Annotated in this window: 13 protein-coding genes; 5 read left to right on the forward strand and 8 right to left on the reverse strand. The window is 71.9% G+C overall.

Annotated elements, in window-relative coordinates; translation table 11 throughout:
• Positions 1 to 68: 68 nt before the first annotated feature.
• The 3 genes from ACFYQA_RS10795 to ACFYQA_RS10805 all read right to left on the reverse strand — a co-directional run bounded on the left by ACFYQA_RS10795 (position 69) and on the right by ACFYQA_RS10805 (position 4,410).
• Positions 69 to 1,151 carry a S1 family peptidase gene (locus ACFYQA_RS10795; RefSeq protein WP_388914580.1) on the reverse strand — a complete coding sequence of 361 codons (1,083 nt, stop codon included), beginning with the start codon at positions 1,149 to 1,151 and terminating at the stop codon, positions 69 to 71.
• 670 nt (positions 1,152 to 1,821) lie between these two features.
• Positions 1,822 to 2,727: a S1 family peptidase gene (locus tag ACFYQA_RS10800; protein ID WP_388914583.1), complete on the reverse strand. Its 906-nt coding sequence runs from the start codon at positions 2,725 to 2,727 to the stop codon at positions 1,822 to 1,824.
• Positions 2,728 to 3,219: 492 nt separating this feature from the next.
• Positions 3,220 to 4,410 (reverse strand): DUF5685 family protein, encoded by a 1,191-nt coding sequence (locus ACFYQA_RS10805; protein WP_388914586.1) that lies wholly within the window; start codon positions 4,408 to 4,410, stop codon positions 3,220 to 3,222.
• Between the two features lie 290 nt (positions 4,411 to 4,700).
• On the opposite strand from ACFYQA_RS10805, the gene ACFYQA_RS10810 reads away from it, so the two are divergent.
• On the forward strand, positions 4,701 to 5,138 hold the full coding sequence (locus tag ACFYQA_RS10810) for a cell division protein SepF (RefSeq protein WP_388914589.1): 438 nt from the start codon (positions 4,701 to 4,703) through the stop codon (positions 5,136 to 5,138).
• Positions 5,139 to 5,248: 110 nt separating this feature from the next.
• Here the strand turns inward: ACFYQA_RS10810 and ACFYQA_RS10815 are convergent, their stop codons facing one another.
• Positions 5,249 to 6,439 carry an acyl-CoA dehydrogenase family protein gene (locus tag ACFYQA_RS10815; protein ID WP_388914592.1) on the reverse strand — a complete coding sequence of 397 codons (1,191 nt, stop codon included), beginning with the start codon at positions 6,437 to 6,439 and terminating at the stop codon, positions 5,249 to 5,251.
• A gap of 214 nt (positions 6,440 to 6,653) precedes the next feature.
• Complete coding sequence (locus tag ACFYQA_RS10820) at positions 6,654 to 8,309, reverse strand: MFS transporter (RefSeq protein ID WP_388914595.1); 1,656 nt, start codon at positions 8,307 to 8,309, stop codon at positions 6,654 to 6,656.
• Between the two features lie 269 nt (positions 8,310 to 8,578).
• On the opposite strand from ACFYQA_RS10820, the gene ACFYQA_RS10825 reads away from it, so the two are divergent.
• Together ACFYQA_RS10825 and ACFYQA_RS10830 are read left to right on the forward strand one after the other, a co-directional pair.
• Positions 8,579 to 9,874, forward strand: coding sequence for a glycosyltransferase family 39 protein (locus ACFYQA_RS10825; protein WP_388914598.1), 1,296 nt, complete (start codon positions 8,579 to 8,581; stop codon positions 9,872 to 9,874).
• A gap of 267 nt (positions 9,875 to 10,141) precedes the next feature.
• On the forward strand, positions 10,142 to 11,158 hold the full coding sequence (locus ACFYQA_RS10830; protein WP_388914601.1) for a phosphatase PAP2 family protein: 1,017 nt from the start codon (positions 10,142 to 10,144) through the stop codon (positions 11,156 to 11,158).
• Between the two features lie 84 nt (positions 11,159 to 11,242).
• Here ACFYQA_RS10830 and ACFYQA_RS10835 read toward each other — a convergent pair whose 3' ends face one another.
• From ACFYQA_RS10835 to ACFYQA_RS10845, 3 genes are all read right to left on the reverse strand, one after another.
• The gene (locus tag ACFYQA_RS10835) at positions 11,243 to 11,458 is read right to left on the reverse strand and encodes an I78 family peptidase inhibitor (protein ID WP_386399875.1); all 216 of its coding nucleotides are present in this window, start codon (positions 11,456 to 11,458) and stop codon (positions 11,243 to 11,245) included.
• A 390-nt stretch (positions 11,459 to 11,848) separates the two neighbouring features.
• Positions 11,849 to 12,835 (reverse strand): helix-turn-helix transcriptional regulator, encoded by a 987-nt coding sequence (locus ACFYQA_RS10840; RefSeq protein WP_388914604.1) that lies wholly within the window; start codon positions 12,833 to 12,835, stop codon positions 11,849 to 11,851.
• A 129-nt stretch (positions 12,836 to 12,964) separates the two neighbouring features.
• Positions 12,965 to 13,696: a transglycosylase family protein gene (locus tag ACFYQA_RS10845; RefSeq protein ID WP_388914607.1), complete on the reverse strand. Its 732-nt coding sequence runs from the start codon at positions 13,694 to 13,696 to the stop codon at positions 12,965 to 12,967.
• Positions 13,697 to 14,251: 555 nt separating this feature from the next.
• Here ACFYQA_RS10845 and ACFYQA_RS10850 point away from each other — a divergent pair.
• Entirely contained in the window at positions 14,252 to 15,091 is an 840-nt protein-coding gene (locus tag ACFYQA_RS10850; protein WP_388914610.1) for a hypothetical protein, read from the forward strand.
• Positions 15,092 to 15,227: 136 nt separating this feature from the next.
• Positions 15,228 to 15,647, forward strand: a complete 420-nt coding sequence (locus ACFYQA_RS10855; protein WP_388914613.1) for a hypothetical protein — start codon at positions 15,228 to 15,230, stop codon at positions 15,645 to 15,647.
• Positions 15,648 to 15,900: the final 253 nt, after the last annotated feature.

Genomic DNA, 15,900 nt, shown 5'->3' on the forward strand with positions numbered 1-15,900 from the left:
GCACGGAGGGGCGGGACGTCCAATGGGTACTGCGGGTCCTGCGGGTCTGCGGTTCCGCGAGGGGCGGATCAGCCGATCTGGGTGCCGGTCACCGAGAGCGCTTCCGTCACCGGCTGGAAGAAGGTCGTACCACCGGAGGTGCAGTCGCCGCTGCCGCCGGAGGTGAGACCGACCGCGCTGCCGCCCGAGAAGAGCGAGCCGCCGCTGTCACCGGGTTCGGCGCAGACGTCGGTCTGGATCAGACCGTTGACGATGTCGCCGTTGCCGTAGTTCACGGTGGCGTCCAGGCCCGTGACCGCGCCGGAGTGCACCTGGGTCGTGGAACCGCTGCGGGTGACCTCCATGCCGACAGTGGCCTCGGCGGCGCCGGAGATCGCCTGCGTGGAGCCGTCGTAGAGGTTCACCTCGCTCGGGTGGTCCACGTCGGCGGTGTACTTGACCAGGCCGTAGTCGTCGCCCGGGAAGCTGGACACCTCGTTCTCACCGATCACGGTGCCCGAGGAGTCCGACCAGGTGGTGATGCCTTCGGTGCAGTGCCCCGCGGTGAGGAAGTACGGCTCACCGCCCTTGGTCACGTTGAAGCCGAGCGAGCAGCGCCCACCGGCCCCGGTGATGGCATCGCCGCCCGCGGCGTACGGAGTGAACTCGCTCTTGATGCGCTGGAGTTCGGCCTTGGCCCCGAGTCCGTCGACGACCTTCGTCAGCTTGGCCCACTCGGCCTCGGAGACCGTGCGGTCCGCGGTGACGACGACCTTGTTGGTGGTCGGGTCGGTCACCCAGGAGGTGCCCGGGATCGTCGCGTCCTGCTTGAGGGTGGTGCGCGCGCTCTTCAGTTCGGCGAGGGAGTTCACCACGACTCTCGCCTTGGCGCCGGCCTCCTCGACGGTTCCGGCGGCGGCCTCGTCGAGCACGTTCACCACGAGGCTCTTGCTCTTCGCGTCGTAGTACGTTCCGGCCGCGTCGGCGCCGAGGTCCTCGGCGAGCGTCGAGGCGAGGTTTCCGGCCGCCGTGATGGAGAGGGTCCGGGGCGCGGAGGCCTCCGGTGACTCACTGGCGTTCGCAGTCTGGAAGGTGACTCCCGCGGCGACCAGTGCGGCGATGCCCGCACCCGTCACGGCCGCACGCCGCCTGGGTATGCGTCGGTGCTTCAACTCGCGTCCTCCTGTGGGGGGGGGACGGCTCGGGAGGTTGTGGGGACCTCACGAACCGGAAGGCGTACGGCCACGGGCGCGGCGCACAGAAAAAGCCGAGCCCCTGGCCGTTGAACGCCGCCCACTATTCCGAGATCCACGAGGGGCACACAAGGCCGACTTCAGGACGCGCGTACGGCAACGAACGTGCGCCCCCTATGTCCTGACAGGTCATGGACACGCAGGGCAGTTCGCACTGCAAATACTACGAGCGAGTAACCGGAGCCCCGATTCGGGAGATCTACCCTTGGCTTGAAATCACCCTTGCCTGGTCCGGATTCGAGCGGAGCGCGGCGGGCGGAAGTTGCTCCTGCACCGATTCCCGCGCCCGCTCCGGGGCCTCCCTCGGCCGGCGCTGCCCGGTGCGTCCCGGTACGTCTTGGTGGGGGACTGGCGTGACCTCTCGCGGCCGGTACTGTCCGCTACGCCCTGATACGTCCTGATGGAGCCTGGTGAGTCCTGGTGAGTCCTGGCGTGGCCCTCGAAGGTAGCTCCGTGTCCGCGCAAGGGCGAGCCCCCGCACGCCGGCTGCGTGCGGGGGCTCGTCGTCGTGTGTCGGCCGTGCTGAGGCCCTGTGCCGCGGGACCGGTGGTACCGGCCGGCCCCGGCGGGCTGGTGGGCGGGCGCCGGCCTAGTAGACGCTGACTCCGTAGGCGCTCAGGGCCTCCGTCACCGGCTGGAAGAAGGTCGTGCCGCCGGAGGAGCAGTTGCCGCTGCCGCCGGAGGTGAGGCCGTACGCGGTGCCGTTGCTGCCGTAGAGCGAGCCGCCGGAGTCGCCGGGCTCGGCGCAGACCGTGGTCTGGATGAGACCGGAGACGACGTCACCGCCGCCGTAGTTCACGGTCGCGTTGAGCGCGGTGACCCGGCCGCTGTGCGTACCCGTGGTGGAGCCGTCACGGATGACGGTGGTGCCCACGCTCGGGGTGGCCGCGCTGGTGATGTCCACGCCGTTCGCGGTGCCGGGGCGGCTGACGGAGCCGGTGTAGCGCACGATGCCGTAGTCGTTGCCCGGGAAGCTGGAGCCGGCGGTCGTGCCGATGGCCGTGGTGCGGGCGGAGTTGGAGTACCAGGTGCCCGCGCCGTCGGTGCAGTGACCGGCCGTCAGGAAGTACTCGACGCCGCTGCTGCTGCGCACGTTGAAGCCGAGGGAGCAGCGCCAGCTACTCGCGTAGATGGCGTCGCCGCCCTGGATGAGCTTGGTGAACGTGCCGGGCGTGCGCTTGATCTGCAGCGCGTCGGCGTCGGCGCCGGCCTCCTGCTTGATCTTCGCGATCTCGGCCTCGGACACCGTGCTGTCGACGGTGAGGACGACCCGGTTGGTCTTGCTGTCGACGGCCCAGGCGGTGCCCGGGACGTCCGCTTCCAGCACCGAACCGCTGACGCCCTTGAGTTCGGCGGAGCTGAAGGTGGTGGGAGCTTCGGATGCGTTCGCGCTGGGGATCGCGATCGCGGCGGCGGCCACGAGGCCGGTGGAGACGGCGATCAGCCGGGTGCGTCTCGATATGCCGCTGCGGGGGGTGGTGCGCTTGATCCTCACTTCTCGTTCCTCCATGAAGGACGTAGGGGGCCCCGGTGGGGTTCGGGCCCGTGAGACGCAGTCAGGTGAACGGTCGCCCGGATTCCGAACATGCCGTGACCCTGACAAGCGCTGGGGGTGAGTATTCGGCCGACGGACCGGTCGACGCAAGAGTGCCTTTCGGACGTCACCCTGGGAACCACCCGTGCGGCGCGACCCTCGAGAACCCTGTGCCACCAGCCGGTTCCCCTGCGCCCCGACCGGCCGCCACCACCCCGGAGGTGTCCGGAAGTACACCCTCCGAATGTTCTTGCGGACCTTCCTCCGAACCCACCACCAAAGAACTCGGCAACCCTCGAACACCCCGTCGGGCGCTCGTCGGGCGCCCCGTCCGACGCACCGCCGAACGCTTGACCGGACATCCCACCGGGCATCCGCCCGACCGGCCCCGTACACCCTCCGGGCCGCCCCCCCGGCTCAGACCCGCCCACGGACACCTCCCCCGCCACGGGCTCAGCAGTCGCACCCGCAGTCACAGCCGCCGCCCTCGCCACAGCAGCTGCAGCACTCGCAGCAGTCGCAGCACCCGCCGCAGTCGCAGGGGGAACAGGCCTGCTTGCGCTCCCCGGTCCAGGGGTCCTCGTGGGTACCGCAGCACAACTGGCACGTACAGAACAGCCCGACCCACACCGCGCACCCGGCGATCAGCCCACGCCGGCGCGGCGGCCCGGGCGGCACCGGACCGCCGGGACCGCCCGGCGCGCCCGGGGCTCCGGGCACGCCGGGCGGTGCGTAGGGGTGGGAACCGTGGGCACAGGAAACGGTGTTGAAGGCACGATCTACGGAGTTGGGCAGTTCATGAACGAGCAACCGGTGAGCGAGACCGCCGTCGGTGCTGTGCCCTCCCGGGGAAACCCCGGCCCCCCAGGCCACCTCGCGCAACGCGAGACGGATGCCACGCACGGCGTCGTCGGCGAGCCGGCGGGCCTCGGTGAGCGGAGTACCGGTGGCGGTGAGGGGGTTCCACGCGCCCGACGCGGCGTCGGCCTCCCGGTCCTCCACCGCGTCCAGGAGATGGGCGAGCCGGCCGAAGAGCCGCCCCGCCTCGGCGAGCGGCCCGGCGTTGTTCACCCGCCCGGCGAGCACCGCCGTGTGCGCGAAGGCCGCCGCGGTGGCGGTCTCGGTCGGTTCGGTGACGGTGAGGATCGGGGTGCCGAGGCCGGCGAGGGTCTCGATGCCGGTCTGCCGGTCGACGGCATCGACCAGTACGGCCGTGTCGAACCCCACCTCCTTACCGGTCCGCGCCCCGGCCCGGTCCCAGCTCACCGCGACGCGGCGAGCGGCGAGCGCCACCGGACGGCGGGCCAGCAGCCCGTCCCGGTCGGCGACGTGGTCACGCACCTTGGCGGAGGCCAGGACCAGCGATACGGCCGCCGCGAGCCGCGCACCCTCACCGTGCGCGACGGAGGCGGTCCGCATGCCGCGCAGCGGACACGGCCCCGCCGTGCGCCGTCCGGCGGCGGCGCTTTCGGCCTGAGCCTCCGTCAGGACGGAGACGAGCAGCCCGTCGTAGTTGGTGACGACGCGTGCGAGCTGCCCGTGGTCCCCGCGCAGCGCCAGACACAGCCCGCACAGATGCGCCATCCACTGAGCCGTGAGCCGTTCACCGAGCCGGTGCCGGCAGGGCCTGACCATTCCGAACATGACGTCCCCCCGTGGGAGATCCGAAGTGGAGCGGCGGCATCGTACTCACTGCCGCGTTCACCCGTACGCGCCGCCGCTCACCCATGCGCCGAGAAGAATCATATTTCACTCACAGTCAGCATTTGCTTACATGAGGACCCTTGGGGGGCTTGGGCTCTCGACGGATGCGCCCTGCACCAGTACCGTCACAAACCCCCCGCACGGCGTCCCATCACTTGGCGCGCCATCCGCATCATGGACGACCATAGGGATGCGGAAAGCAAGAAGGACCGCTGTGAGAGGAGGCGTCCATGGGATCGGTACGCAAGGCAAGTGCCTGGCTTGGCCTCGTCGACGACAACGAAGACGAGCGTTACTACGACGACGACTACTCCGACGGGACCGCGCCCGGGGACGCCTGGGTCACCGATCCGCGGGTCCGGGTGGCCACGGACGTCGCCGCGGAGAAGGGCCGCCGCATCGGCACGGTGACCCCGGACAGCTTCCGGGACGCCCGCGTCATCGGCGAACTGTTCCGGGACGGGGTCCCCGTCATCATGAACCTCACCGCCATGGAGGCCGGGGACGCCAAGCGCGTCGTCGACTTCGCCGCCGGGCTGATCTTCGGTCTGCGTGGTTCCATCGAGCGTGTGTCCAGCCGTGTGTTCCTGCTGAGCCCGGCCGACACCGAGGTCGTCAGCGGGGAACCGGCGGCGCACCGGTCGGACGGCTTCTTCAACCAGAGCTGAGGCAGGGCCGCTCACCGGCCCTGCCCCCTCCCTTCCGTCCCTGCCCCCGTTCCCTCTCCCTCTCCCTCTCCCTCTCCCTCTCCCTCTCCCTCTCCCTCTCCCGAACCGGTCTACCGGAACGCGTCGATCCCGGTCAGTGCCTTGCCCAGCACGAGCTGGTGCATCTCCACGGTGCCCTCGTAGGTGAGCACCGATTCGAGGTTCGTCGCGTGCCGCATGACGGGGTACTCGAGCGAGATCCCGTTGGCACCCAGGATCGTGCGGGCCGTACGGCAGATGTCGATGGCCTCGCGGACGTTGTTCAACTTGCCGAAGCTGACCTGTTCGGGCCGCAGGCGGCCGGCGTCCATGCGCCGCCCGAGATGATGGGCGAGCAGAATCCCCTTGTGCAGTTCGACCGCCATGTCGGCGAGTTTGGCCTGTGTCAGCTGGAATCCGCCGATGGGCCGCCCGAACTGCTCCCGCGACGTCGCGTAGTCGACGGCGGCCTCGAAGCAGGCGCGCGCCGCGCCCATCGCGCCCCAGACGATCCCGTACCGGGCGTGCGTCAGGCAGCTGAGCGGTCCGCGCAGCCCGGTCACCTCGGGCAGTACGGCATCGTCGGGCAGCCGTACGTCGTCGAGGACCAGCTCGCTGGTGACGGAGGCGCGCAGCGACCACTTGTGCTTGATCTCGGGCGCCGAGAACCCGGCTCTGTCGGTGGGCACCACGAATCCGCGGATCCCGTCGTCGGTCTGCGCCCACACCACGGCGACGCCGGCGACGGACCCGTTGGTGATCCACATCTTGCGGCCGTTCAGCACCCAGTCCCCGCCGTCGCGCTTGGCGTAGGTCCGCATGGCGGCGGGGTCGGAGCCGTGGTCGGGTTCGGTGAGCCCGAAGCAGCCGATGACCTCGCCGGCGGCCATCCCCGGCAGCCACCGCTGTTTCTGCTCCTCACTGCCGAACCGGTGGATCGCGTACATGGCGAGTGAGCCCTGTACGGAGACCAGGGACCGGATGCCGGAGTCGGCGGCCTCCAGTTCCAGGCAGGCGAGCCCGTACTGCACGGCAGAGGTCCCCGCGCAGCCGTAGCCGCTGAGCGGCATGCCGAGCACGCCGATCCCACCGAGTTCCCGGGCCAGCTCGCGGACACCGGGCAGCTCGCCCTTCTCGTACCAGTCGGCGACGTACGGCAGCACCCTGTCCCCCGCCCAGGCACGCACGGTGTCCCGGACGGCCAGGTCCTCCGGCTCCAGCAGGTCGTCGAGACCGAGCGGGTCGGCCGGGTCGAAGGGCGGCAACTTCGCGGACGCGGACATGGACACTCTCCGGGGCGATCGGGCCGGTGCGGATCCGGGCGGACGCGGCCGGTACCGGCCGCGCCGGCAGGGCTCGGCCGGTGCGGATACGACCACTACGGATACGACCGGTACGGATTCGGCTCGTGCTGCTCAACCAGCGCTGCCAGTCAGGTTCGGGCCGACGTTACGACGCGGCGTCGCGCACGTCCACCCGGCTGCCCCGCGGCACGCCTCACACCGGGACGCGGGACTCCGCGGCCTCCCTCGGCGCGGGGACATCGGCCACCTCGGCCCGGGCCCGGGCGGGCCCACCCGTGGGCGCCTCGGCGGGCGTTTCCCCGGCGGCCGCCGGCTCGCACTGCATCGTCCGCGGCAACCGCAGCGCCATCACGGCCCCGAGCAGCAGCAGGACCGCGCTGGCCAGCAGGGTCACATGCAGCCCGTGCACAAAGGCATGGCGGGCCGCGTCCCTCAGGGCGGTTTCGGCGGGCCCGCCCAGCTGGGCGGCGACCTCGTAGGCCTCACCCAGCGAGTGCCGCGCCGCGGAGGACTCCGAGGCGGGCACCCCGGGAACCTCTCCGAGGCCGGGCGCGTAGGCCGCGTTCATCACACTGCCGAGGAGCGCTATCCCGATTCCGGCGCCCAGCTGGTACGAGGTCTCACCTATGGCTGCGGCCCCGCCCGCCTGCTGCGGGGGCGCCTCGCTCAGCATCGACTCGTACGCCCCGAAGAGGGTGGTCTCCAGACCGAAGCCGAGCAGGACGAACCCGCCCAGCAGCAGGGCCCGGTTGTCCTGCTCGCCCATCGGGGTCAGCAGCAGGACCGCCGCAGCCGTCAGGCAGAAGCCGGAGAAGACCATGCGGCGCGGTCCGAACCGGCGCAGCAGCCGCGCGCCCGCCAGCCCCGCCGCCATCGCGGCGAACGTCAGCGGCACCAGCCTCAGCCCGGTCTCCAGCGGGGAGAGCCCGAGGACGAGCTGGAGGTACTGCGCGGCGATCAGTTCCAGTCCGACCAGGGCGAGCATCGCCAGCACGATGCAGCCCACCGACGTGCTGAACACCGGCCGGGCGAACATGCGCAGGTCGACCAGCGGGTGCGTGCGTCGCCGCTGCCGGCGGACGAAGAAGACCAGCAGGGCGGCGCCCACGGCCAGCGACAGCACGGTCCACGGGCCCCCGGCGGATTCACCACCGAGCCGCTTCACACCGAGGACCACCGCGAACAGTCCGGCGGCGGCCGTCAGCGCGCCCGTCACGTCCCAGGGACCGATGCCGTCGCCCTTCGACTCGGGCAGCAGGATCCGTCCCACCGGGAGACTGACCAGCATCAGCGGAATGTTGATGAGGAAGACCGAGCCCCACCAGAAATGCTCGAGCAGGAAGCCGCCGAGCAGCGGTCCGGCCGCCGCGCCCACCGCGGCCACCGCGCTCCAGATACCGATGGCGAACGCCCGCTCGCGCCGGTCGGGGAAGACCTGTCGCAGGATCGACAGCGTCGCGGGCATGATCATCGCGCCGCCGACGCCGAGCAGCGCCCGCGCCGCGATCAGCACGGGCGCGCTGTCCGCGAGGGCCGCCAGCCCCGAGGCGACACCGAACAGGGCGTAACCGAGCAGGAGCACGCGTCTGCGGCCGACCCGGTCTCCCAGTGTGCCGAAGAGAATCAGCAGCGAGGCGCAGACCAGCGGGTAGGCGTCGACGATCCAGAGCAGTTCCATCGCACCGGGCCTGAGATCCTGCGTGACGGCGGGGACCGCCACATGCAGCACGGTGGCGTCCACGGCCACGAGCAGCAGGCTGACGCAGAGGACGACCAGTACCACCCAGCGGTTGGCACCGGCCCCGGCCGCCCGACGGCGCAGCGCGGCAGCCGTGGTCGTCCCGGACATGCACAGACCTCCCAGATGCTCCCTCGCCCTCGGCGGGCTCACGGGGTGGGGGACTCCCCCGTGACTCGGCCGGAGAGGATCGGTACGGACTCCGGCCCGCGCAACGAACGGCGAGTGACAGGCAGCGTACGCGAGGACGTGCCGGTATTGAGTGGTGGGCCTCTCACATCTGTGGCCGACAGGTGTGGCGTGCACCACTTCCGCGGCCCGCTCCGGGTTCACGCACCCGCGGGACGGACCGGCCGCGCAACCGGTCGATAATCGGGCCCGTGACCGATCTCGAGACGCGTGCCGCCCCGGCCCGCCCCGGAGCACTGCGCAGGGCCGCGCCGGCGCTCCTCGGGTACGCGGCCGTGCGTGCCCTGGGCCTCCTCGTCCTGGCCCTGTGGAGCGAGGCACGCGGCAAAAGCGCGTACACCCTGCTCACGGCCCGCTGGGACGCTCTCTGGTACACGAGGGTCGCGGAGCTGGGGTACGGCTACGAGGTGCGCCTGGCGAACGGGGACGTGCACTCGAACCTGGCCTTCTTCCCCCTGCTCCCCTGGCTGGAGCGGCTGGTTGCGGCGGTGTCGCCACTGTCGTACGCGGACGGGGGCTTCGTGGTGGCCGTGCTGGCCTCGCTCGCCGCGGCGTGGGGGATCTTCGCGGTGGCGGACCATGTGTACGGGCCGCGGGCCGGGGTCTGCGCGGTGCTGCTCTGGGCGGTGCTGCCGGTCGGGGTCGTCCAGTCGATGGCGTACAGCGAGTCCCTGTTCACGGCGCTCGCCGCCTGGTCGCTGTACGCGGTGCTGACCGGGCGCTGGGTGACGGCCGGGGTCCTGGCGTCGCTGGCCGGTCTGACCCGCCCGGTCGGGCTGGCGGTGGTCGCGGCGGTCTGGGCGGCGGGCGTCGTCTCCTTCCTGCACGACCGTCGCGGCGCCGGGGAGGAGCACCACTCGTTCGGGGGGAGCCGTGGCGCGGCGGCGGTGGACGGCGCTCGCTCGGGGGGCCGCGCCGCCTCCGGCGGGAACACCCCGCGCACACCTTCCGCCGGGGGCGCGCCCGTCCCGCCGGGCGCCCCCGGCGTGGGCGTCCGCCGGGCGGTCGGCCTGTTCGCCGCTCCGCTCGGCACCGCCGGTTACGTTCTGTGGGTCGGGCACCGGACCGGGAAGGGCCCGTTCGGGTATCTCGACGTACAGGCGGGCTGGCGGAACGGGTTCGACGGCGGCTTTGCCTTCGCCCGGTTCACGGCAGAGAAGTTCACGTCGTTTCCGTCGGCCCCTGCGGGGCTCGGGCTGATCGTCGGGGTCGGCCTGCTGGTGTGGCTGTACGTGCTCTGCGCACGGCAGCGCCAGCCGCTCCCACTGCTGGTGTACGCCGGCACGGTCGCCGTCCTCGCCCTCTGCGCGTCGAGCTACTTCGGCTCGAAACCGCGTCTGCTGATGCCCGCCTTCCCCTTGTTGCTGCCCCTCGCCCTGCCCCTGTCGCGGCTGCGTACGCCCAGGTCGACGCTGGTGGTGGGGTCCGTCGCGGTGGCCTCGGCGGTGTACGGCGCCTTCTGGCTGAACGGCTCCGGACCGCCCTGAAAGGCCCCGCGGGCCCCGCCCGCCCCCTCCCCTTGCCGACGGGCGGTGAGCACCGGGGAAAATTTGCGCCGACCTTCGGTGAACGCATTCCAAAAGCGCGATAAAACCACCCTCTCGAATGATCAAAAGAATTGAAGGCGGCGACGGTCGGAGATTGCCGATTCGAGGAAAACAAAGGCCACCTTGAGAGCGATCCCACATCACATCGTCATTACAAAGCCGCTGATTCGCCAGGACTGGCCGTTCACTCCCTGTAACGTCGATTGGGTGCGTACCGAACGGAAGACCACCCGTCTGGACCGGGTGTTCGCGAGGCTGGATCGTGAGCCGGAACGACCGGCCCACCTCGACGTGCCTCGAATGAGCCGGCACCGGACGGTGCTCTTCGGCTCCACCCTGGCCTTCTACCTGGCGATCGTGTGGGCCGTCGTCACCGCGTCCTGGCTGGTCCGGCTGGACTGGCAGGTGATGTTCTTCCGCCCGTACGAGCAGTGGGCGGAGCTGCACGCCTTCGTCGACTACTACGTGGTGCTCGGCCAGCGCGGCCCGACCGCGGTGATGGTGGCGGCCTGGCTGGGCTGGCGCTCCTGGCGGCAGCACACCCTGCGTCCGCTGCTCGCGCTCGCGGTCTCCCTGCTGCTGCTCAATTTCACCGTCGGTGCCGCGAAGTACGGCATGGGACGCCTCGGACCGCATTACGCGACCGAGATCGGCTCCAGCGAGATGTGGCTCGGCGGCAGCATATTTCCCAGCGGTCACACCGCGAACGCCGTGGTGACCTGGGGAATCCTGGCCTATCTGGCCTCCACTCCGAGAGCGCGGCGCTGGCTGTCCGCCGTGTCCGCCGTGACCTCGCTCGGTGTCGGACTGTCCACCGTCTACCTCGGCACCCACTGGCTGAGCGACGTCCTGCTCGGCTGGGTGGCGGGCCTGCTGATCCTGCTGGCCCTGCCCTGGTTCGAGCCGCTGATCGCCCGTGCCGAGGACCGGATCTTCGACCGGCGCGACCACTGGCGGGACCGCTGGTACGCCCGGCGGGGCCGGACGGCGCCCGCGGCCCCCGTCGCGACGCCGGTCATGCTCAAGCCACTCACCGGCCGTGAGGCCGGCGCGGCTCCCGAACCGGTCTCCGCGTCCCGCCCGGCCGGCCGGTCACCCGCCTATCTGGCGCCGGGGCCGCACTCGACGCGCGCGGAGCGCACACCGCTCACCCCGGCCGGCAGCCGCCGCCCGCCGCACGGCGAACGTCATCCGCGCGGCAACACCCCGGCAACCCGCTCCTGACGGTCCCGCCGGGCCCCGCGGCGACAGCCCGGTACGCACACCCCTGCCCCGGTTTCCTCGTGGAACCGGGGTCGTCGCCGCGTCTCAGCCCTTCCAGGACCGCGCCACCGTGCCGTCCTTCACCTCGAAGTTCAGCCGTCCCACGCGGTACTCCATGGTGATGACCGTTCCCGGCGGCAGCGACCGGACCGCCGTCCAGCCGCGCTCGCGCGCGAGGCGCTCGGCCCGGTCCACGGGCAGGCCCACATAGGCGTCCGGGCTGTCGTCGGGTTCCGCGGAAGGTGTCGGAATGGATGCCATACGGTCACGCTATGCCCTGCCCCGCGGACAGGGAAGGCCGGACCGGGAACACCTGCCCGAGATCCCTCGGCGGTCACACTTCTGTCACAGGATCACGACAGACGTTTACGCCTACGCCCATCACACGAATGGGTGATTCGAAGCCTCTCCGAACGCGGTCGAACGTAATTCCCGGACATCGCGCCGGGGGTCGCGGATAAACCCGGCGGAGCGTTTCTGAAGAAACACCCGGCCCGTTCGGGTCATTCCATTCCGTCGCCATGACGACAGGTGCGCACTCCGAAGGGCGGGGCCGTACGGAAACTCACGGTTCCTTCACAGGATCCACCCGCCCCGCCCGCCGGCCGGTACGGGCGGTCCCGCGCGGCACGGTCACCACGCGGTCCGGCGTCAGCTCGCCGCGCCGGACCCCTCCGCCCGGGCCAGGGCGCGGGAGAGCCGGTCGCGGGCCGTGGTGATCGCGTCGGTCAGCCCGGCCGGCTCCAGCACCTGGAACTCGAAGCCCAGCAGCATCACGTGGACCACCAGGGCGTTGAAGCTCGCCGCTCCGGTGGTCAGGACGCAGGTGTCCGGTCCCTCCGCCCGCAGCGTGCCGACGGAGGGCGAGATCCGTTCCGCGGCCTCCTCGACGGGCACCAGCAGCCGTATCGCGGCCTGCGAGGCGTACACGCGCGTGGAAACGCCCCGGGACACATAGGCGGCCAGATCCTCGGCCGGGGGCTCGCGCGGGACGAAGCGCGGGCCGTGCGGGGGCCTGGGCGTGACGCGGTCCACCCGGAAGGTACGCCAGTCCTCGCGGCCCAGGTCCCAGGCAACCAGGTACCAACGGCGTTCCGAGCACACCAGACGATGCGGTTCCACAGTGCGGCGACTCGTCGCGCCGTCGTGACCGCGGTACTCGAAACGCAGACGTTCGGTGTCACGGCAGAGCTGGGCGAGTTCGGTGAGCACGGCCGGGTCGACGGCGTCGGCGCCCGGTCCGCGCAGCATCGGCACGGTGACGGCGTTCAGGGCGCCCACCCGGCGGCGCAGCCGGTCCGGCAGCACCTGTTCCAGCTTGGCCAGGGCCCGCACCGAGGTCTCCCCGATGTCTTCGATGCCCTGCCCGGCCGCCGTACGCAGCCCGACCACGACGGCGACGGCCTCGTCGTCGTCCAGCAGCAGCGGCGGCAGCTCGGCGCCCGCGCCCAGCTGGTAGCCGCCGCCGGTTCCGGGGCTGGCGCTGACGGGGTAGCCGAGCACCCGCAGCCGGTCCACATCGCGGCGCAGGGTCCGGGAGCTGACCCCGAGCCGCCCGGCCAGATCGGCCCCGGACCACTCGCGGTGGGCCTGGAGCAGGGACAACAGACGCAGCAGTCGTGCCGAGGTCTCCAACATGGGCCGAGTCTGCCAGCCTCACGGACAGTCACTGTCCGCGACGAGGTGGACCCCGTCCGGACGCCGGAACCCGGCGGCCGCCCGGACGGGGCCTCTCCTCACCTCACCACCCGGTGCCTCCGGGGCGGATCAGAGCACGAGACGCTGACCGGGCAGGATCACATCGGGATCGCCGCCGATGACGGCCTCGTTGGCGGCGTGCAGCTGTTGCCAGGTGGTGCCGTGCCGGGCGGCGACGGCGCTCAGCGTGTCGCCCTCACGGACGGTGTAGTCACCGCCGGACGAGCTGCGGGCCGCGCTGCCCGACGACTGGACCGGCGCCTTCGACGGGACCGACTCCTTCGGCTGGGCCGGCCGGCTCGACGACGTCGACCGCCGGGAGGGCTCCGCGGGCTGCACGGGCTTCGCCGGGACTTCCTGGGCGGTCACCGAGTCGGCACCGGGTGCGCTCCCGGACGCCCCGGCACGTGCCGAGCAGGTGGGCCAGGCGCCCCACCCCTGGCCTCGCTGGACCTTGGCGGCGATGGTGATCTGCTGGGCCTTGGTGGCCCGGTCGGCGGTCGGCGCGTAGGCCGTGCCGCCGTACGCGCGCCAGGTGGAGGCGGAGAACTGGAGTCCGCCGTAGTAGCCGTTGCCTGTGTTGATGTGCCAGTTGCCGCCGCTCTCGCACTGTGCGATGCGGTCCCACACTCCGCTGTCCGCCGCCGTGGCGCTGCCGGCCGAGGCCAGCAGTCCGAGGGGCGCGAGCAGCGCCGCGCCTGCCAGAGCCGCCGCCGTACGGGTCTTCCGGGTCTCCTGGGTCTCCTGGGTCTTCCGGATCCTGCGGGCGTCGCCGCGGGTGGTGTCGGCACAATCGGACATGCAGTTCCCTCTCTACGGACCCGGGGTCCCCGGAGCGGACGCCACCGCCGCGTCATGGGACGCGGCATGTCGCGCTCGCCCCGTCCGCCGTCGGGTCGTGCGAGGGATCCGGTGGTGCGGTGGATCCGGATGGTGCGGTCGGCGGACGTTCCCGAGCGGTGCTCACTGCACACGGCGGAGGAATCTAGGCAGCCGACCGGGCCGGCATCAAGCAACTCACCGTCTTCGCAGACCAGTTCAGCATTACCCTCGGTAGCGTCAGTTTCAGGACACCCACTTCATTCACTGATTTCACGATTTATCAACCAGCGGGCTCTCTGGCCTGTGAGCTACTTCACCCGCTCAACTACGTTGACACGTCGAATAGTTGACAATGAGTGTCCGGTTCCGCGCGGGAAGTGACCGTGTGCGCAGGATGGTTCGATTCCGTTCCCTCCCGGGCGTGACTCCCGCCACAGATCGCCCGTTGTCATCTGTATGAGCCGGGGGCACGCCCCGGACCACGGGCCGGGACCCCCCGGCCTCGCCACGCACCGCATCCCGAGGGAGCCACCCGTGCCGCGCATGCTCGACGTCAGCAACGAGGTACGCGCCGAGATCGGCGACGAAGAAGCCGACCGCCTGCTCGCCGGAGATTCCGCCCCGGGCGGTTACGACTGCACCTCCTGCCGCACACCGGGCAATCCGGAGCAGGAGCGGACCAGCACTGTCCTGTTCATCGGGGACGAGACCGCCGTCCTCGCCTTCGCCCACTCCACCTGCCTGCCCTCGCAGGTCGTCCAGGTCACCGAGGAGCAGCTCCTGGGCGCCGCGCGGTCCTTCAACGGCGACGCCACAGCCCCGGCGGCGCCCGCGCAGGCCGCACAGACGGCCCCGGTGCCGGCTGCTCCCCATCAGGCCGCGGCGCCGTACGTCGTGCCCGAGCAGGCCGTACTCGGCGTGACCAGCGGACTGGTCCTGATCGCCGGGGAACTGCACCCGGCCCTGGTCGTCGAGCCGACCGCGCCGGTGGCACGGCCCGGTTCCCTCGGGTCCGGCGACGACTTCCTGCCGCTGCTCATCGAACAGGGCTTCATGCCCGTGACCGAGCTGTCCACCGCACCGTCCGTACTGCACGGCTGGTCGGTTCTGCTGGCCGTGGGGCAGCTGCACGCGGTGCTCCAGCCGAACCCGAACGGCGGGCAGCCGGTGGCCTGGTGGCAGGCGCACCAGCCGCTCCAGGTCACCGAGAGCTGGCGGGCGGCCGCCAACAAGCACCAGCAGGTGCTGCTGTTCGCGGCTCCGGTCGGTTCGATCGGCCGTCAGCCGCGCGAGGACCTGCTGCGCGACGCGCTGGACAGGGCCGCGGCGAACGGAAGGCTGGTCACGGCGGCCCTACCGCTCGCCGGTCTCTGACCGGCGGTCGAAGGACAGCTGACGGCCGACGGCCGATGAGCTCGGCTGACACCCGGCTGCCGACCGACAGGCCGGTGACCGGCGAAAACCCGTGCCCCGGCCGCATCCCTTACCGGGCGGGGTCGTTTGGAGATACGTGCACGCATACGACGCTCCCCGCCGCCGGCCCTTCCCGTTGGTCCCCGCCCCCGTGCGGTCGGCTCAGGACTCCGCGGGCGGCCCTTCGGCCACGCCGATCTACGACGCGCTCTACGCCGAGTACGTGAAGTCCTTCCGCTCGCTGCCGGGTGACCGCAGCGGCGAGGAGAAGCTGGGCTTCGCCGCCTTCGGAGGCGTCCCGCACACTACGGGCTCGTCCGTCGGCCACGGCTCGGGGGCGTTCGGCGGTTCCGTCGGCGGCGGGTCGTACGGCGCCTACAGCGCGGGGGCGAGCAGCGCCCGGCAGAGCGCGGGGCAGCAGCCGCAGTGGCAGCGCGTCTCGGCGGTCGGCCGGCACGCCATCGAGAGGCCCCACGTGCCGGCGGCCCTGCCCCCGGCCCCGCGCCGGGAGACCTGACCGAGGGCGCCGGGCCCGGCGACGGCGCCGGGGGGGGGGGGGGGGGCCGGCCCGCCGCCCCCCCCCCCCCCCCCCCGCGGGGGGGCGCCCCCCGGCGGGCCCCCCCCCCCCCCCCCCCCCCCCGCCCCCCCCCCCCCCCCCCCCCCCCCCCGCGCCCCCCCCCGGGGGCCGCGCCGGGGTCGGGGTGTCAGGTGCGCGAGCCCGTCATGGCGAGCGAGTGCAGGAACCGCATCAGCGTGATCAGTACGTCCCG

Origin of the sequence: Streptomyces sp. NPDC005774, assembly GCF_042871645.1 — a bacterium.
Classification (GTDB): domain Bacteria; phylum Actinomycetota; class Actinomycetes; order Streptomycetales; family Streptomycetaceae; genus Streptomyces; species Streptomyces pratens.